This is a genomic window from Actinomadura sp. 9N407, assembly GCF_044326315.1.
Lineage (GTDB): Bacteria > Actinomycetota > Actinomycetes > Streptosporangiales > Streptosporangiaceae > Spirillospora.
Window position 1 is genome coordinate 1 of the sequence record NZ_JBIRAW010000033.1, and the last position, 14,981, is coordinate 14,981.

The 14,981-nt window shown below is 72.2% G+C and carries 12 protein-coding genes; 6 read left to right on the forward strand and 6 right to left on the reverse strand.

Annotated elements, in window-relative coordinates; all coding sequences use genetic code 11:
- The first annotated feature begins 43 nt into the window (after window positions 1-43).
- The 3 genes from ACH34Q_RS36995 to ACH34Q_RS37005 all read left to right on the forward strand — a co-directional run bounded on the left by ACH34Q_RS36995 (window position 44) and on the right by ACH34Q_RS37005 (window position 3,340).
- Window positions 44-1,054, forward strand: a complete 1,011-nt coding sequence (locus tag ACH34Q_RS36995) for an ABC transporter permease (protein ID WP_395987931.1) — start codon at window positions 44-46, stop codon at window positions 1,052-1,054.
- Window positions 1,054-2,106 (forward strand): ABC transporter ATP-binding protein, encoded by a 1,053-nt coding sequence (locus tag ACH34Q_RS37000; protein WP_395987827.1) that lies wholly within the window; start codon window positions 1,054-1,056, stop codon window positions 2,104-2,106. The genes ACH34Q_RS36995 and ACH34Q_RS37000 overlap by 1 nt, the downstream gene beginning before the upstream one ends.
- A gap of 136 nt (window positions 2,107-2,242) precedes the next feature.
- Complete coding sequence (locus ACH34Q_RS37005; protein WP_395987932.1) at window positions 2,243-3,340, forward strand: ABC transporter ATP-binding protein; 1,098 nt, start codon at window positions 2,243-2,245, stop codon at window positions 3,338-3,340.
- A gap of 12 nt (window positions 3,341-3,352) precedes the next feature.
- On the opposite strand, the gene ACH34Q_RS37010 is transcribed toward ACH34Q_RS37005, so the two are convergent.
- On the reverse strand, window positions 3,353-4,345 hold the full coding sequence (locus tag ACH34Q_RS37010) for a DUF5937 family protein (RefSeq protein WP_395987828.1): 993 nt from the start codon (window positions 4,343-4,345) through the stop codon (window positions 3,353-3,355).
- A gap of 76 nt (window positions 4,346-4,421) precedes the next feature.
- Here ACH34Q_RS37010 and ACH34Q_RS37015 point away from each other — a divergent pair, with 76 nt between their 5' ends.
- Entirely contained in the window at window positions 4,422-5,675 is a 1,254-nt protein-coding gene (locus ACH34Q_RS37015) for an MFS transporter (protein ID WP_395987829.1), read from the forward strand.
- Between the two features lie 76 nt (window positions 5,676-5,751).
- Here ACH34Q_RS37015 and ACH34Q_RS37020 read toward each other — a convergent pair whose 3' ends face one another.
- From ACH34Q_RS37020 to ACH34Q_RS37040, 5 genes are all read right to left on the reverse strand, one after another.
- Window positions 5,752-8,256 (reverse strand): ABC transporter permease, encoded by a 2,505-nt coding sequence (locus tag ACH34Q_RS37020; protein WP_395987830.1) that lies wholly within the window; start codon window positions 8,254-8,256, stop codon window positions 5,752-5,754.
- Window positions 8,253-9,047: an ABC transporter ATP-binding protein gene (locus ACH34Q_RS37025; RefSeq protein WP_395987831.1), complete on the reverse strand. Its 795-nt coding sequence runs from the start codon at window positions 9,045-9,047 to the stop codon at window positions 8,253-8,255. The genes ACH34Q_RS37020 and ACH34Q_RS37025 overlap by 4 nt, the downstream gene beginning before the upstream one ends.
- A gap of 338 nt (window positions 9,048-9,385) precedes the next feature.
- The gene (locus tag ACH34Q_RS37030) at window positions 9,386-10,069 is read right to left on the reverse strand and encodes a response regulator (protein ID WP_395987832.1); all 684 of its coding nucleotides are present in this window, start codon (window positions 10,067-10,069) and stop codon (window positions 9,386-9,388) included.
- Between the two features lie 167 nt (window positions 10,070-10,236).
- Window positions 10,237-11,457: a sensor histidine kinase gene (locus ACH34Q_RS37035; protein WP_395987833.1), complete on the reverse strand. Its 1,221-nt coding sequence runs from the start codon at window positions 11,455-11,457 to the stop codon at window positions 10,237-10,239.
- Window positions 11,458-11,601: 144 nt separating this feature from the next.
- The gene (locus ACH34Q_RS37040) at window positions 11,602-12,516 is read right to left on the reverse strand and encodes a RecB family exonuclease (RefSeq protein WP_395987834.1); all 915 of its coding nucleotides are present in this window, start codon (window positions 12,514-12,516) and stop codon (window positions 11,602-11,604) included.
- 91 nt (window positions 12,517-12,607) lie between these two features.
- Between ACH34Q_RS37040 and ACH34Q_RS37045 the strand changes: the two genes are divergently transcribed.
- Together ACH34Q_RS37045 and ACH34Q_RS37050 are read left to right on the forward strand one after the other, a co-directional pair.
- A complete protein-coding gene (locus ACH34Q_RS37045; protein WP_395987835.1) occupies window positions 12,608-13,801 on the forward strand; it encodes a site-2 protease family protein in 1,194 nt (397 codons plus the stop codon).
- A gap of 74 nt (window positions 13,802-13,875) precedes the next feature.
- A complete protein-coding gene (locus tag ACH34Q_RS37050) occupies window positions 13,876-14,841 on the forward strand; it encodes a tRNA (adenine-N1)-methyltransferase (protein WP_395987836.1) in 966 nt (321 codons plus the stop codon).
- Window positions 14,842-14,981: the final 140 nt, after the last annotated feature.

A 14,981-nucleotide genomic window follows, 5' to 3' on the forward strand; every position in this document is an offset into this window, starting at 1 on the left:
GCCCGGGGCACGGGCCCCGGGAGGCCGCCCACCGCCGCAGACCGTGATCGCATTTATCGTTCGCCGGTTCGTGGGCGCGATCGCGCTGTTGCTGGTCATCAGCGCGGTGACCTTCTCGATCTTCTTCTTGCTGCCCCGGCTGGCCGGCACCACCAGCAACGATCTCGCCGCCCGGTTCTCCGGCAAGGCTCCGACGCCCGAGACCATCCAGGCCGTCAAGGAGAGGTTCGGGTTCGACGAGCCGATCGCCGTGCAGTACGCGGAGTTCATCAAGGCCATCGTCGCCGGTGACACCTACGACACCGGCACCGAGAAGATCGACTGTCCCGCGCCGTGCTTCGGGTACTCCTTCCGTACCAACACCAGCGTGACCGAGCAGCTGGTGGACCGGATCCCGGTGACGATGTCACTCGTGGTCGGCGCGGCGGTGCTGTGGCTGGCGATCGGTGTCTCGATCGGGGTGCTGTCGGCGCTGCGCCGCGGCTCGTTCTTCGACCGCGCGGCGATGATGGTGGCGCTGGCCGGCGTGTCGCTGCCCATCTTCTTCACCGGGCTGCTGTCGCTGACGTTCGTGGTGCACTCCTGGGGGCTGCTGCCACCGGTCAACTACGTCGGCTTCCTGGACAACCCGTTCTCGTGGGCGAGTAACCTGATATTGCCCTGGGTGACCCTGGCGTTCCTCTACGCGGCGATGTACGCGCGGATGACCAGGGCGGGCATGCTGGAGACCCTCAACGAGGACTACATCCGTACCGCGCGGGCCAAGGGGCTCAAAGAGAACAAGGTCATCACCAAGCACGCGCTGCGCGCCACGCTGACGCCGCTGCTCACCCTGTTCGGCCTGGACATCGGGCTGCTGCTGGGCGGGGCGGTGCTCACCGAGCAGACCTTCTCGCTCAAGGGGCTGGGACGGCTGGCGCTGGACGGAGTGATCGGCAGCGACCTGCCGGTGGTGCTCGGCGTGGTGATGGTCGCGGCGGTCTTCATCGTCATCGCCAACCTCGTCGTCGACATCCTGTACGGCGTCGTCGACCCGAGGGTGAGGCACAGCTGATGGACGAGCAGACGGGAGGCACAGTGGACGGGGCGAAGTCCTTCCTGGACGTGCGCGACCTGCGTATTCACTTCCCGACCGACGACGGCCTGGTCAAGTCGGTGGACGGGCTGACGTTCCAGCTGGACCGCGGCCGCACGCTGGGCATCGTGGGGGAGTCGGGCTCGGGCAAGAGCGTGACCAGCCTGGGCGTCCTCGGCCTGCACAACCGGCGCAACGCCGAGGTGTCGGGCGAGATCTGGCTGGACGGCACCGAACTGGTGGCGGCGCCGCCCGACGACGTGCGCCGGCTGCGCGGCCGCGAGATGGCGATGATCTTCCAGGATCCGCTGTCGGCGATGCATCCGCACTACACGGTCGGCAACCAGATCATCGAGGCGTACCGAGTCCACAACAACGTCTCCAAGGGCGTGGCGCGCAAGCACGCGATCGACATGCTGGGCCGGGTCGGGATCCCCCGGCCGGACCGGCGGGTGGACGACTACCCGCACCAGTTCTCCGGCGGGATGCGGCAGCGCGCCATGATCGCGATGGCGCTGTCGTGCGACCCCGAGCTGCTGATCGCCGACGAGCCCACCACCGCGCTGGACGTCACCGTCCAGGCGCAGATCCTGGACCTGCTGCGGGACCTGCAGCAGGAGTTCAACTCCGCGATCATCATGATCACCCACGATCTCGGGGTGGTCGCCGAGCTGTCGGACGACATCCTGGTGATGTACGGCGGCCGGTGCGTGGAGTACGGCCCGGTCGACGATGTGTTCCACCGGCCCGAGCACCCCTACACCTGGGGCCTGCTCGGCTCGATGCCGCGGCTGGACCGGCCGCCGTCCGAGCGGCTGATGCCGATCAAGGGCACCCCGCCGAGCCTGATCAACCTGCCGACCGGATGCGCGTTCCACCCGCGCTGCGCGTTCGAGGACCTCACGCAGGGCAAGGGGACCACCGAGCGTCCCGAGCTGCGCGAGACCTCGCCCGGGCACAGCGTGGCCTGCCATCTGGCCGTCGAGCAGCGGCGCCGCATCTGGACCGACGAGATCGCTCCCAAGCTGTGACGGGAGCAGTGGAGACATCGTGAGCACTACCGACGACAAGCGTCCCGCGCAGGACGGTCCCGGCTCGGACACCGCCGAGCCCGGCGCGGCCGAGTCCGGCGCGACGGACGCGGCGGTCGCCGCGGCGCGGCGGCCGGTGAACGACGGGGAGCCGCTGCTGGAGGTCCGCAACCTCGGCAAGCACTTCCCGGTGAAGTCCGGGCTGCTGCGCCGCCAGGTCGCCGCGGTCAAGGCCGTGGACGGGGTGTCGTTCTCGGTGCGCAAGGGCGAGACGCTCGGCGTGGTGGGGGAGTCGGGCTGCGGCAAGACCACCACCGGCCGGATGGTGATGCGGCTGCTGGAGCCCAGCTTCGGCCAGATCGTCTTCGAGGGCCGGGACATCACCAAGATGTCCCAGGGCAAGCTGCGCCCGATGCGCCGGGACATCCAGATGATCTTCCAGGACCCGTACTCGTCGCTGAACCCGCGGCAGACGGTCGGCGCGATCGTCGGCGCCGCGTTCCGGCTGCAGAAGATCCAGACGAAGGTCCCGACGAAGAAGGCCGTCCAGGACCTGCTGGAGCTGGTGGGCCTCAACCCCGAGCACTACAACCGCTACCCGCACGAGTTCTCCGGCGGCCAGCGGCAGCGCATCGGGATCGCCCGCACGCTGGCGCTGCGGCCCAAGCTGATCGTGGCCGACGAGCCGGTCTCGGCGCTGGACGTGTCGGTCCAGGCCCAGGTGATCAACCTGCTGGAGGACCTGCAGGACGAGCTCGACCTCACCTACGTGGTGATCGCGCACGACCTGTCGGTGGTGCGGCACATCGCCGACCGGGTCGCGGTCATGTACCTCGGCAAGATCGTCGAGGTGGCGGACCGCAACGACCTGTACGAGCGGCCGATGCACCCCTACACCAACGCGCTGCTGTCGGCGGTGCCGATCCCCGACCCCGCCGAGCGCGAGAACCGGCAGCGGATCCGGCTGCAGGGCGACGTACCCAGCCCGCTGGACCCGCCGCCGGCGTGCCGCTTCCACACCCGCTGCTGGAAGGCGCAGGACATCTGCAAGGAGAAGGAGCCCCCGCTGGTGGAGCTCAGCCCCGGGCACGAGGCGGCCTGCCACTTCCCCGAGAACACCACGGTCAGCGCCACCGACCTGGTGGCCGCGCAGACCGCCGCGCTCAAGGGCCAGCCGCCCGAGTCCGGTGTGCTGCTCGACAAGGTCAAGGGCAAGGCCGACGACGACGACTGACGGCCGACCGGGTCATTCGTCCTGGGCGCCGCGGGCCAGCGCGTCCCCGAGCGGGGTGCGCCGGTACAGCACGCGGCGCCCGGAACGGGCCCGTTCCAGCAGCCCGGCACGCCGCAGCACGGTGAGGTGATCGCCGGCGGCGCCGGGTGCGATGCCCAGCGCGCGGGCCAGCTGCGTGGTCCCGGCCGGGTCCTCCAGCGCCAGCAGCACGCGGGCGCGGGTCCGCCCCAGCAGGCCGGCCAGGGCGCCCGGCTCGGGGCGGGCGGTGTCCTCCCACAGGGCGGCGACGCCCCGCGCGGGATAGATCAGCGTGTACGGCCAGGGGTCCTCGGTGTGCGCGGCCACGCGCGGCCACAGGAACACCGAGGGGATCAGCAGCAGCCCGCGGCCGCCGACCGCGACGGTCTCGCGGCCGTGGGTGCGCAGGATCTCCACGCCCCGGTCGCGCCACCGGACCCGGGCGTTCAGGTCGGCGAGCGCGGCCTCCCAGCCGCCCTGGCCGAGCCGTCCCGCCCGGTGTACGACGTCGCGCTCGCAGATGGCGCGCAGCTGCGGCCAGCCGGGCGCCAGCAGCTCACGCCAGGCGGTCTCCAGCGTCGCGGCGACCAGCCCGACGACGCCCGGGTCGCGCAGCAGCGCGGCCGTGGACTCGGGGACGTCGCGGCGGTGCCGCAGTGATTCGGCGATCTCGCGGCGGGCCAGCTCGAGCGGCGTGGCCCGGACCTGTTCCAGATCGTCCTCGATCGTCTGCGCCAGGCCCCGCCGCGGCGGCGGGGCGGTGAACCCCGCGCCGTAGACGGGGGACTGGAGAGCCAGGACGGCCTTCAGCGGTGTCTCGGCCAGCAGCCGCCCGTACACCGGATCCAGGCGCGCGGCCCACGCCGCCGGCGGCCGCCTCCCGGGCAGCCCGCTGAGGGCCCGCAGCAGGCAGTCGAGCTCGAACAGCGGCGACAGCGCGAACCGGCTGTGCAGCAGGTCCTCGGTCCGCATCTCGAAACGGATCACGACCGGACCCTACGCGACCTTACGTCCAGGAACGTAAAGCTGGTGCCGCCGAGCCCGGCCGGGCAGCGTGGCCGGCATGATCGCGAACTCCCCGCGCGTCACGTACCGGCGGATCCTGGCCGAGCCCCGCTTCCGGGTGCTGTTCGGGACCCGGTCGCTGGTCATCGCGGCCGACACGCTGCGGATGGTGGCGCTGTCGGTGCTGGTGTACGGCCGGACGGGCTCGCCGCTGCTGGCCGCGATCGCGTTCGGCATCGGGTTCCTGCCGCAGGTGGCGGGCGGCGCGCTGCTGGGTGCGCTGGCCGACCGGCTGCGGCCCCGGCCGCTGATCACCACCGTGTACGCGGCGGAGGCGGCCGTCGCGGCCGCGCTGGCGCTGCTGGACCTGCCGATCGCGGCGTGCCTGGCGCTGGTCGCCGCGATCGCGTGCGTGACGCCGGTGGTGTCGGGCGCGGTGAACCGGCTGGCCGCCGAGGTGCTGCCCGGGGACGGCTTCGTGCTGGGGCGCTCGCTGATGATGATCGCGGCGTCGGCGGCGCAGCTGCTGGGGCTGGCGTCCGGCGGGATCGCGGTGGCCGCGGTGGGGGAGCGGCACGCGCTGCTGGCCACCGCCGGAGCGTACGCGGCCGCGGCCGTCCTGGTCCGGCTGCTGCTGGACGACCCGCCGCCCGCCGCCGCGAAGACGGGCGCGCGGCGGTCGGTCCTGGGGGAGAGCCGGGCGGTCAACCGGCGGCTGTGGGCAGACCCGGCGGTACGCGTCATGCTGCTCGCGCAGTGGCTCCCGGTGGCGTTCGTCGCGGGCGCCGAAAGCCTGCTCATCCCGTACGCGCAGGCCCGCGGCCACCCGGAGGGAGCGGGCGCGCTACTGCTGGCGGCGCTGCCGGTGGGGATGATCGCCGGCAACGCGGTCGGCGGCCGGATGCTGCGCCCGGCCACCCGCGAGCGGCTCGTCGTTCCCCTGATGGCGCTGTTCGGCCTGCCGCTGCTGCCGCTGGTGGCCACGCTCCCGCTGCCGGTCACCGCGGGCCTGCTGGCCGTCACCGGCGCCGGATTCGCCTACGAACTGGGCCTGCAGCGCCCCTTCGCGGACGCGGTGCCCCCGGCGGCGCGAGGGCAGGCGTTCGGGCTCCTGTCGACCGGCGTGATGACCCTGCAGGGCGCCGGGCCGGTCCTGTTCGGCGGCCTGGCGGAGGTCCTGGACATCGGCCAGGCCATCGCCCTGGCCGGGACCGCGACCCTGGCCACCGCGCTGTGCCTGCGCGGCGGCCTCGCCCGCGTGCGCCGCACCGTCCACCCGCCCCAGGACGCGGAACGCCCCGCCCGACGATGAAGGCGCCCCGCACGGTCCGCGGACCGTACGAGGCGCCCTCACCCGACCCGCACCGGTGCCACCCGGTACAGCGGTGTCACTCGGTGGAGATGGCCTTCAGGACGTCCATCCGCCCCGCCCGCCACGCCGGCCACAGCGCGGCCAGCACACCGATGACGGCGGCGATCACCAGATACATGACCAGAGTGCCGGTGGGGATGCTCAGCACGCTGAGACCGTCCTCGCGCAGCGCCCGCTGGAGCGCCGCACCGAACGACACCCCGATCCCGATGCCGAGCACCGCCCCGAACACCGCGATCATGATCGACTCCAGCCGGATCATCCGGCGCAGCTGCCGCCGGCTGATCCCGATCGCCCGCAGCAGCCCGATCTCCCGGGTCCGCTCGATCACCGACAGCGCCAGCGTGTTCACCACCCCGACCGCCGCGATGATCACCGACATGATCAGCAGCACGGTGAGGAACGACACGAACCCGTCCACCTGCTGGCGGGCCTGCTCCTTGACCCCCGCCTGATCCTGCACCTCCGCGTTCGGATGATCACGCAGCGCCTGCTCGAGCGCCTTCATCGTCGACGCGTTCGCGGCGCCGGCGTCGATCATGACCGCACCGACCGTGGTCCGGGCCGCGTGCGCCCGATGCGCCTGCTCGTTGATCAGCCGGGGACCGAGGAAGTCGTTCTTGGCGTACACCCCGGTGACCTTCAGATTCTCGGTCTTCCCGTCGGTGAACTGCACCGGCACCGCGACGCCGACCGTCCAGCCCTGGGCGCGGGAGGTGTCCTCGTCGACGAGCATCCCGTCCCGCCCGGTCTCCAGCCCGCCCGACACCAGCTTCAGCCGGGTGCCCTGCGCGAGCGCGGCGGCGTCCCCGGCCACGTACGCGGCCCGCTCGCCCTTGATGTTGGCGTTGCCGGTGTAGTACGCCGCCGCGCTCTGCACCCCGGCCGTGGCCTTCACCCGGTCCACCACGTCCGAACTGAGCCCGCCCATCCCGGTCGGCATCACGATGTAGTCGGCCCCGAGCTGGTTGTCGACCTGCGCCTCCACCGACGACCGCATCGACGCGCCCAGCACGTTCACCGTCGTGATCAGCGCCAGCCCGATCATCAGCGCGGACGCCGTCGCCGCCGTCCGGCGCGGGTTGCGCAGCGCGTTCTGCCGCGCCAGCCGCCCCGGCGCGCCCAGCCGCCGCGCCGCCGGCGCCCCCAGCACCCGGATCACCGGAATGCTGATCACCGGCGCCAGCAGCGTCACACCGATGAACACCGCGAACGCGCCCACCCCGACCGGGATCGCCGGATTGCCGCCGCCACCGGCCAGCCCCAGCCCGATCAGGGCCGCGCCGATCAGCGTCAGCAGCGTGCCCAGCGCCAGCCGGATCCGCATCGACCGCTGCGGCAGCGCGACATCGTCGCGCATCGCCGCCACCGGCGGGATCTTCGCGGCCCGCCGCGCCGGGAAGTACGCCGACACGACCGTGACGACGATCCCGACCACGTACGACCAGATGACCGGCGTGGCCGTCAGCACCAGCCCGCCGCCGGCATCGCCCATCACCTGCGCCTGCAGCAGCGCCGCCAGCCCCGCGCCGGCGGCCAGCCCCAGCGTCGAGCCGACCACGCCGACCGCCACCGCCTCGCCGATCACCGCCCGCGTCACCTGCGACCGCGCCGCGCCGATCGCGCGCAGCAGCGCCAGCTCACGGGTGCGCTGCGCGACCAGCATCGAGAACGTGTTGAAGATGATGAACGCCCCGACGAAGATCGAGATCAGCGCGAACACCAGCAGGAACGTCCGGAAGAACCCCAGGAACGTCGCGATGTCGCTCTTGGCGTCCTCGCGCAGCTGCGTCCCGGTGATCGCCTCCATGTCGCCCGGCAGCACCTTCGCCACCGCGGCGCGCAGCTCGGCCTCCGCCGGCCCGCTGGACCCCATCTGGATGTCGGTGAAGAACCCCGGCTTCAGCATCAGCCGCTGCGCCGTCGCGGTGTCGAACGCCGTGATGGACGCGCCCATCATGTCGCCGCCGTCGAACACCCCCGAGATCCGCATCCGCTGCGGCGGGCCCTGCGTCAGCACCTGGACGGTGTCGCCGACCTTCAGCCCGCCCTTCTCGGCCGTCGAGGAGTCCAGCGCCACCTCCGCCCCGCTCGCCGGCGCCTTCCCCGTCACCATCGTGAAGTCGCCCGACGCCGTCCAGTTCACGCCCATCTGCGGCGGGCCCTGCTGCCCCGTACCGACGATCTTGCCGTCCTTACCGACGACCGCCGCGTACCCGGTGACGTTGCCGACCGGGTCCTTGACCCCCTCGACCCCGCGCAGCGTCTCCAGCACCGACGCCGGCACCGGCTGCGCCGACTGGCCCGTGTCGGCCGGATCGTCCACCACCTGCTTGGCCCGCACATCGACGGCGACGCCCTTGCCGATCCCGTTGAACAGATCGTCGAACTGCCGGTTCATCGTGTCGGTGAAGATCAGGGTGCCCGCCACGAACGCCACCCCCAGGATCACCGCCACCGCGGTCAGCACCAGGCGGATCTTGTGCGCCGCCAGATTGCGGAGCGTGACCTTCCCCATCATCGGGCGCCGACCCCCGGCAGATCGAAGCCCTTCATCCGCTCCAGCACCCGCTCGGCCGTCGGCCCCGTCATGCTGTCCACGATCCGCCCATCGGTCAGGAACACCACCTCGTCGGCGTACGCCGCCGCCGACGGGTCATGGGTGACCATCACGATCGTCTGCCCCATCTCCCGCACCGAATCGCGCAGGAACCCCAGCACCTCCGCACCCGACCGCGAGTCCAGGTTCCCCGTCGGCTCGTCCGCGAAGATGATCTCCGGGCGGGACGCCAGCGCCCGCGCGCACGCCACCCGCTGCTGCTGCCCGCCCGACAGCTCGCTCGGCCGGTGCTTCAGCCGCGGCCGCAGCCCCACCGTGTCGACCACATGGTCCAGCCACTCCCGATCCGGCTTGCGGCCCGCGATGTCCATCGGCAGCGTGATGTTCTCCAGCGCCGTCAGCGTCGGCACCAGGTTGAACGCCTGGAAGATGAACCCGACATGATCGCGCCGCAGCCGGGTCAGCTGCTTGTCCTTCAGCCCCGTCACCTTCGTACCGCCGATGTGGACCTCCCCCGAATCCACCGAGTCCAGCCCCGCCATGCAGTGCATCAGCGTCGACTTCCCCGACCCCGACGGCCCCATGATCGCCATGTACCGGCCGCGCGGCACGTCCAGGCTCACCCCGTCCAGGGCCACCACCTGCGCGTCCCCCGAACCGTAGACCTTGGCGACCCGATCGGCCCGAGCCGCGAAATCGCCCGCCCCCGGCGCGGAGTGAGCGCCGGCGGTCGAAGGGGCGGTGTTCGTCACAGTGAAACTCCCATGTCAGCGTTGTCTCGTCGATGTCCCGCATGCCGTCATCCCGCATGCCGTACGTGCCCGTCGTGCACCGAAGGCCCCGGCACGGCCGGGGCCTTCACGATGTATCCGTCACCGGCGAGGCCCGATGACGCGCCCGAACGCCTCCGCCCGGCCGCCCTCGCACACAGAACTCTAGAAGCCCCGCGCCCCCGGCGGATGATCCCCGGGAAGGGACTTCACGCTCCGCCGCTCGCAGGAGAACCCCCGCCGACCGTCATCCCTGAGGAGGGCACCACCCCTAAGGGGACCCCCAAGGGGACCAGACCGAACCCCGGTAACCCCGCGGGTCAGCCCTGCCCGCCCGGCCGGCTCAACCCCGTCTCGTAGGCGTAGACCACCGCCTGCACCCGATCACGCAGCCCCAGCTTGGCCAGCACGTTCCCCACATGCGTCTTCACCGTCGTCTCGCTCACCACCAGCTCCCTGGCGATCTCCGCGTTCGACTGCCCCCGCGCCACATGCCCCAGCACCTGCCGCTCCCGCTCCGTCAGCGTGCTCAACCCCGGCGGCGGCGTCGCGTCCCGCACCGCCGGCAACCGCGTCGCGAACTTGTCCAGCAGCCGCCGCGTCACACTCGGCGCCACGATCGCGTCCCCCTGCGCCACGATCCGGATCGCCGTCACCAGATCCTCCGGCGGCGAATCCTTCAGAAGGAAACCACTCGCCCCCGCACGCACCGCCTCGATCACATACTCGTCCAGATCGAACGTCGTCAGGATCAGCACCCGCGGATCATGCGACGCCGCACCGTCCCGCACGATCCGCCGCGTCGCCTCGATCCCGTCCATCCCCGGCATCCGGATGTCCATCAGCACCACATCCGGCATCATCGACCGCGTCGCCTCCACCGCGACCGCGCCGTCCCCCGCCTCACCCACCACCGCGATATCCGGCTCGGCCTCCAGGATGAGCCGGAACCCCGTCCGCAACAGCGGCTGATCATCGACCAGCAACACCCGTACGGTGTTCATCGCCCCGCCCCCGCTCGGCGGCTCGCGGCCGCCTGAGGCGCCGGCGTGCCGGTCCCGGCCCACCGACCCCGCCGACCCCCTCGGCCTCGTCGCTCCGGTCGCAGGCTCCCTGCGCTCCTCAGTCCAGCTGCCGCCCGGCCGCTCGCGCTCATCACTTCGCCTCTTCACTAAGCCTCAAGGGGGAACCTGGCGCGGACACCGAAACCCCCGCCGACCCGCGGGCCGATCCGCAACTCGCCGCCGTACAGCGCGACCCGCTCGTACATGCCGACCAGGCCATGACCCGGATTGTCGCCGTTGTCGGCGATGATCGTCGCGGTGCCACGCCCGTCGTCCTCGATCTCCACGGTCAGATCCCCGTCGGTGTAATGGAGCCGGACCCAGGCACGCGCCTGCGGACCGGCATGCTTGAGCGTATTGGTCAGCGCCTCCTGGATGAGCCGGAAGGCCGCCACGTCCACCCCCGGCGACGGCGTCCGCGCCTCACCCTCGATCCACAACTGCACCGACAGACCCGTCTCCCGGACATGGTCCAGCAACTCGCCCAGATCACCCAGCCCCGGCTGCGGCGCCAGCTCCGCCCCCGCCGTCTCGGCGTCCCGCTCCGTACGCAGCACCCCCACGATCCGCCGCATCTCGCTCAGCGCCGTACGGCCGACCTCCTCGATCGTGGTCATCGCCTCCCGCGCCCCCGCCGGATGCCGATCCATGATCCGCCGCGCCGCGCCCGCCTGCACCGTCATCACGCTCACGTGATGCGCCACCACATCATGCAGCTCCCGCGCGATCCGCGACCGCTCCTCCACCCGCGCCGCCCGCGCATCGGTGCCCCGCGCCCGCTCCAGCCGCGCCGCGCGATCCTCCAGCTCGGTGAAATAGGCCCGCCGCAGCCGCAGATTGCGGCCCAGCACCCACACCCCCACCACCAGCGCGTTGTTGGTCATGTAATTGATCAACCCGATGTCGGCCGGAAACGCCAGCAGCACCGCGTTCAGCACCGTCAGCGCCACCAGCCCGCCCACCGCGCCGACCGCCAGCCCCCGATGCGCGGCCACACTGTAGATCGCCACCAGGAACGCCACCAGATCGGGAACCGTCGGCGGATACCCCGCCCCCGTGATCACCAACTCGCCCGCCGCGATCACCAGCAGCGCCGCCAGCGGCCGCGTCCGCCGGAACGCCAGCGCCATCGTCGTCGCCACCACCAGCAGCAGATGCCACGGATCGGTATCGGCGTAGTGCCCGTTCAGCCCCCGCGGCAGATCCTCCAGATACAGCTGCGGCAACCCCACCAGCAGCAACGCCAGCGCCAGCGCAGCATCGGACGCCTGCGGACGCGCCTGGAGCCAGGCACGGCAGGTACGCAGACCTCGGATGCGGGGTGACACAAGACTCACCCTAGGAGGTCATGCCAGGTCGTGAGCCCTCCTGAACGCCGAACCGCGATCCTCCGCAAGGATGACGCCCCCGCACCCGCCCTAACCCGCCAGGGCACCGGCACGGCACCGCAGGCCACGACCCCGCCACCGACCTCAAAGATCGTCCCGCTCGCGCCCCGCCGGCTCCAGATCCGCGGGGGAGGGCCGATCCACCGGAACCCGCGGCAACGGCGGCGGCGTCCCCCCGTACGCCGGACACCGCGACTGATGATCACACCAGTCGCACAGCCGGCTCGTCCGATGCCGCCACTCACCCGTCTCCATCGCCCGCCGGATCGCCGCCCACAACGCCTCCACCTTGCGCTCGGTCGCCAGCAGATCCGCCTCGTCCGGCTCGTACCGCAGCACCTCGCCGTTACCCAGATACATCAACTGCAGCAACCGCGGAACCCGGCCCTGCCGCCGCCACAGCACCAGCGCATAGAACTTCATCTGGAACAGCGCCCGCGCCTCGAAATCCGCCCGCGGCGCCGACCCCGTCTTATAGTCGACGATCCGCACATCACCCGACGGCGCCACATCCACCCGGTCGATATAACCGCGCAGCTTCAACCCCGACTCCAGCACCGTCTCCACGAACAACTCCCGCTCGGCCGGCTCCAGCCGCCGCGGATCCTCCAACGTGAAATACCGCTCCACCATCGTCCGGGCCTGATCCAGCCACGCCGCCCGCTCCGCCTCGCCCGCCGCGCCCTCATCGAACAGCGTCGACAACTCCGGCTCCGCCGCCAGCAGCCGCTCCCACTGCGGCCCCAGCAACTCCAGCGCCTCCGGCGCCACCCGCCGCTCGGCCGGCAGATCGTACAGACGCTCCAGCACCGCGTGCACCAGCGTCCCCCGCACCGCCGCCGCACTCGGCCGCTCCGGAATCCGATCGATCACCCGGAACCGGTACAGCAGCGGACACGTCATGAAATCCCCCGCCCGCGACGGCGACAGCGAACCGATCACCACCGGACCCGGTCCCGTCCGCTCGCCCGCCCCATGGCCCGCCTCGGTGGTCGTCATGGCCAGCAGACTAAAGGACGCCCCCGACGAAACCACGCCCCCCGGCCGCCTGATCACCGAACATCCCCGCCGGGGCCGTAGCATCGACCGCGTGGCAGACAGCGCACCTCCGACCGAACCCCCCACCCAGGACAAGACCCGCGGCGGGGGCCCCGGAGGCGCCGCCCCGGCCCGCGACCCCGGCCTCTTCATCGGACGGCCCTTCGGCGTCCCCGTCTACGTCTCACCCAGCTGGTTCCTCGTCGCGATCGTCATCACCGTGATGTTCGAAGGACAGGTCGACGGCATCGTCGCCCGACCCGCCAGCTTCGCCGTCGCCTTCGCCTACGCCGTCCTGCTCTACGCCTCGGTGTTCGTCCACGAACTCAGCCACGCCGTCACCGCCCGCGCCCTCGGACTCCCCGTCCGCTCCGTCGTCCTGCACATCCTCGGCGGCGAGACCTCCATCGAGAAGGAGGCCCCCACACCCGGCCGCGAATTCCTCATCGCCTTCGCCGGCCCCGTCGTCAACCTCGTCCTGGCCGCCCTCGGCCTCCTCGCCCACCTGCTGCTCCCGCTCCCACCCGTCGCCCTCCTCCTCGTCGACGCCCTCACCTTCGCGAACCTCCTCGTCGGCGTGTTCAACCTCCTGCCCGGACTCCCGCTGGACGGCGGCCGCCTCGTCCGCGCCACCGTCTGGAAGATCACCGGCCGCAGCCGCAGCGGCGCCATCGTCGCCGGCTGGATCGGCCGCGGCCTGGCCATCCTCTGCCTGGCCGCCGGCGCCTTCATGGCCAGCTACCCCGGCACCGGCGACAGCCCCGGCTTCGGCTGGCTCGCCCTCCTGTGGTCCGCGCTCGTCGCCTCCTTCATCTGGGTCGGCGCCACCCAGGCCCTGCGCGCCGAGAAGGTCCGCGACCGCATCCCCGCCCTCCACGCCCGCGGCCTCGCCCGCCGCGCCACCCTCGTCACCGCCGACGTCCCCCTCGCCGAAGCCATCCGCCGCGCCCACGACCAGCACTCCGGCGCACTCGTCATCGTCGACCACGACGGCCGCCCCCGCGGCCTGGTCAGCGAGAAGGCCGTCACCGCCACCCCCGACAAGCGCCGCCCCTGGATCCAGGTCGGCGAACTGTCCCGCGGCATCGACGACGGCCTCACCCTCCCCGCCGACCTCGCCGGCGAAGAACTGCTCACCGCCCTGCGGCGCGCCCCCGCCTCCGAATACCTCCTCCTGGAACCCGACGGACGCGTCTACGGAGTCCTCACCGCCGGCGACGTCGACCGCATCTTCACCGGCATCTGACCAGCCCCGGCCCCGCTCCCCGCCCGCCTCCGCCCTGCCGGAGCGGTACCCGCAGGCGGCTAGCCTTGACACCCATGAGCCAAACCACTCCGCCGACCCCCGCCCCCGGCCCCACGGCCCCCACCACAGGCCGCATCCCGCACGGGCCGTTCCGCGCCGGCGACCAGGTTCAGCTCACCGATCCCAAGGGCCGGATCAACACCATCACCCTCCAGCCCGGCAAGGACTACCACTCCCACAAGGGCGCCATCCCGCACGACGACATCATCGGCAGCCCCGAAGGCACCGTCTTCCGCTCCAGCGGCGGCGTCGAATACCTCGCCTTCCGCCCCCTGCTGGCCGACTTCACCGTCCGGATGCCCCGCGGCGCCGCCGTCGTCTACCCCAAGGACGCCGCCCAGATCGTCGCCATGGCCGACATCTTCCCCGGCGCCCGCGTCGTCGAGGCCGGCGCCGGCTCCGGCGCCCTCACCTGCTCCCTGCTGCGCGCCGTCGGCGAACACGGCATCGTCTCCTCCTACGAACGCCGCCCCGACTTCGCCGACGTCGCCCGCACCAACGTGGAGAAGTTCTTCGGCGGCCCCCACCCCTCCTGGCGCATCACCGTCGGCTCCCTCGAGGACGCCCTCGCCGAAACCGAGATCGACCGCGTCGTCCTCGACATGCTCGCCCCCTGGGAATGCGTCGACGCCATCGCCAAGGCCCTCATCCCCGGCGGCATGGCCTGCGCCTACGTCGCCACCACCACCCAGATGTCACGCATCGTCGAAGAACTGCGCGGCCACGGCGCCTTCGCCGAGCCCTACGCCTTCGAGACCATGCTGCGCTCCTGGCACGTCGAAGGCCTCGCCGTACGGCCCGACCACCGCATGATCGGCCACACCGGCTTCCTGGTCACCGCCCGCCGCCTCGCCGACGGCGTCACCCCGCCCGCCCGGCGCCGCCGCCCCGCCAAGGGCGCCCAGCCGACCGCCCCCGCCACGCCCCCCGCCGAGCCCGCCACGCCCGGCGACACGACCGCCGAAACCCGCGAGCCCTAGGGCCTGTCTCATAGTGGCTCGGCCACCGCGCGAGCGCGTTACCTGGCCGGTGGGGCGATGCCGGAGGCGAGCCTCACCGGCCAGATCGCGAAGCGATGCCGCGCTCGCCCAAGAACCGGTCACGGTGCGAGCCGCCAGGC

Excerpts from the sequence above, each read along its gene's own strand:
- ACH34Q_RS37015 (WP_395987829.1), top strand. The coding sequence starts at position 4,422 with ATGATCGCGAACTCCCCGCGCGTCACGTACCGGCGGATCCTGGCCGAG.
- ACH34Q_RS37000 (WP_395987827.1), top strand. The coding sequence starts at position 1,054 with ATGGACGAGCAGACGGGAGGCACAGTGGACGGGGCGAAGTCCTTCCTG.
- ACH34Q_RS37050 (WP_395987836.1), top strand. The coding sequence starts at position 13,876 with ATGAGCCAAACCACTCCGCCGACCCCCGCCCCCGGCCCCACGGCCCCC.
- ACH34Q_RS37030 (WP_395987832.1), bottom strand. The coding sequence starts at position 10,069 with ATGAACACCGTACGGGTGTTGCTGGTCGATGATCAGCCGCTGTTGCGG.
- ACH34Q_RS37020 (WP_395987830.1), bottom strand. The coding sequence starts at position 8,256 with ATGATGGGGAAGGTCACGCTCCGCAATCTGGCGGCGCACAAGATCCGC.
- ACH34Q_RS37040 (WP_395987834.1), bottom strand. The coding sequence starts at position 12,516 with ATGACGACCACCGAGGCGGGCCATGGGGCGGGCGAGCGGACGGGACCG.